General features: G+C 33.4%; 2 protein-coding genes. One reads left to right on the forward strand and one right to left on the reverse strand.

The features are described from left to right. Window positions 1-76 precede the first annotated feature (76 nt). The gene (locus LJE08_RS13270) at window positions 77-739 is read right to left on the reverse strand and encodes an HAD-IIB family hydrolase (RefSeq protein WP_227403483.1); all 663 of its coding nucleotides are present in this window, start codon (window positions 737-739) and stop codon (window positions 77-79) included. A gap of 189 nt (window positions 740-928) precedes the next feature. Here LJE08_RS13270 and LJE08_RS13275 point away from each other — a divergent pair, with 189 nt between their 5' ends. Continuing rightward, the gene (locus LJE08_RS13275; RefSeq protein WP_186998657.1) at window positions 929-2,665 is read left to right on the forward strand and encodes an ABC transporter ATP-binding protein; all 1,737 of its coding nucleotides are present in this window, start codon (window positions 929-931) and stop codon (window positions 2,663-2,665) included. The last annotated feature ends 72 nt before the right edge of the window (window positions 2,666-2,737 follow it).

Genomic DNA, 2,737 nt, shown 5'->3' on the forward strand with positions numbered 1-2,737 from the left:
ACGACCCTATAAAAATTTAAGGACTATGTTCGACCCTACAAGAATTTAAATATCCCAAGAAAACTGCTGTCTTTTTCTATATAATTTCAAAATGTTTTAGTGCACTGACTATTCCATCTTTTTGTACAGAATCTGTAATGTAGTCAGCTATAGCTTTTACATTATCTTTGGCATTACCCATCGCAACACCGGTACCAACATATTTCAACATCGAAATATCGTTTCCTCCATCGCCAAAGGCCGTGGCTTCCTCTTTGTTGAAATTGAAGTAATCCAATATTTTTTGAATACCTATATCTTTTCCACCATTACAAGGAATGATATCACAAGCTCTATTCCACCAGCGAGCCACTTTTAATGTAGTTGTGTTTTCTAGAATCAACTCATCTTGATCTTCTGTAGTGGCAACCATCATTTGATAAATTTCTTCTTCCATAAAATTATTAAATTCATCAAGTACATGAACATGTTGGTTGGCAATCATGAAATATTCTTCTAAGATTTCATCATCAAAATTACATCCCATCTTATTGATTCCAACTAGAGCAACTGCTTTATTTAGTCTTTTTGCGTTTTCGACGAATGTTTCAATATCTTTCTTATCTATGGGATTCTTGTAAATCAATTCATTTTTGGTGAAACAATAGGAGATATTAAAAGAAAGTACTCCATCAAATTCGATGCCTTGAAATTTAGGAACGACAAAAGGTGGCCTTCCCGTCGCTAAAATGATTTTGATGTCTTTTTACTTAACTAAGTTTAATGCATCAACTAGTTCTTGGTGCATTTCCTTCTTGCCAAGTTCTAAAAGTGTACCATCAATATCAAAAAATAAAATTTTAATCATAATCCATTCTTGTTTTATTTTAGCATTACTTTGGAAAATTCAATAAATTTTGTGTATAATACAGAAATCAGGAGGGTGTATATGAGTACATTTAAACGATTTTTACAATATTATAAACCATATAAAGGGATTTTCTTTATGGATCTATTTTGTGCACTTATCATGTGTATTGTTGATCTATCATTTCCTTTGATTCTAAGTTATTGTACAGGACAATTTTTTTTGAAGTCATCCAATGAAATTTTAAAAGGAGTTTTCGTATTAGGAATAGGTTTGTTCGTTATGTATGTGATACGAGCATTATGTCGTTATTACGTGAGTTGTCAAGGCCATGTGATGGGAGCCAACATGGAAAGTGATATGCGTCAAGACTTATTCAATCAATATCAACGTTTATCTTTCTCCTATTATGATAAACACAATACAGGGGTTATGATGTCTCGTGTTGTTTCAGACTTATTTGATATTTGTGAGTTTGCACATCATGGTCCTGAAAACCTATTTATTTCATTATTCAAAATTGTCGGATCTTTCATTATTTTGGCTACGATTTATTGGCCATTGGCATTGATTCTTTTGGCTGTGACTGTTGTGATGATGGTGTTTAGTTATTCTCAAAATAAAAAGATGCGAAGAACCTTTATGGAAAACAGAAAGAAGATTGGTAGTGTGAATGCAAGTCTTCAAGATTCTTTGGGTGGTATTCGTGTTGTACAGTCTTTTGCGAATGAAGATATTGAAATTGATAAATTCAATCATTCAAACATGGAATTCTTGGAATCTAAAAAAGACAATTATCGTGTTATGGGTACTTTTCAAGGTGGAAATAATTTCTTCCAAGGACTTTTATATGTCACAATCATTATATTTGGTGGGCTGTTTATCGCTAATGGCGATTTAAACCCAATTGTGTTAGCTACGTTTGCCTTATATATCAATGTCTTTGTTTCTCCAATTGAAGTCTTGGTTGAATTTACGGAGATGTTCCAAAAAGGATTCTCTGGATTTAGACGTTTTGAAGAGGTTATGAATGAAGTTCCTGAAATTCAAGATTCTAAAAATGCCAAGGATTTAGAAAATGTTTCCGGAAATATTGATTTTGATCATGTGTCTTTCCAATATACTGAGAATGAAAAGGTTATTGATGATGTAAATTTACATATCAAGGCCGGTGAAAAGATTGCTTTAGTGGGACCAAGTGGTTCTGGTAAGACTACACTTTGTTCGTTATTGTCTCGCTTTTATGATGTCACAAATGGATCTATTCGTATTGATGGTCAAAATATTAAAGATGTAACTTTAAAATCTCTTCGTTCAAACATTGGTTTAGTACAACAAGATGTATATTTGTTTACCGGAACGATTGAACAAAATATCGCTTATGGAAGACCTGGTGCAAGCCATGAAGAGATCGTAAAGGCAGCTAAAAAGGCGAATATCCATGATTTTATTATGTCTTTACCAGAAGGATATAATACGTTCTGTGGGGAAAGAGGAACGCGTTTATCTGGTGGACAAAAACAACGTATCTCGATTGCACGTGTATTCTTAAAAAATCCTAAAATCTTGATTTTAGATGAGGCTACGAGTGCCTTGGATAATGAGAGTGAGAGAATCATTCAAAAAAGTTTAGAAGATTTAAGCAAGAATCGTACTTGTATTACGATTGCCCATCGTTTATCTACGATTCGTAATGCAGATGAGATTGTTGTAATTGATGCGACAGGTATGCATGAACGTGGAACGCATGATGAATTGATGAAATTAAATGGTACTTATGCGAAATATTATAAGCTTCAATTTGAGGGGTTAAATTAGCAGGCATGCAAATGTCTGCTTTTCTGTACGACAGGCAGTCGTGCTTATAGTTGATAATCAATCACCGATTAT

Origin of the sequence: Holdemanella sp. DFI.5.55, from assembly GCF_020593575.1 — a bacterium.
Classification (GTDB): Bacteria; Bacillota_I; Bacilli_A; order Erysipelotrichales; family Erysipelotrichaceae; genus Holdemanella; species Holdemanella hominis.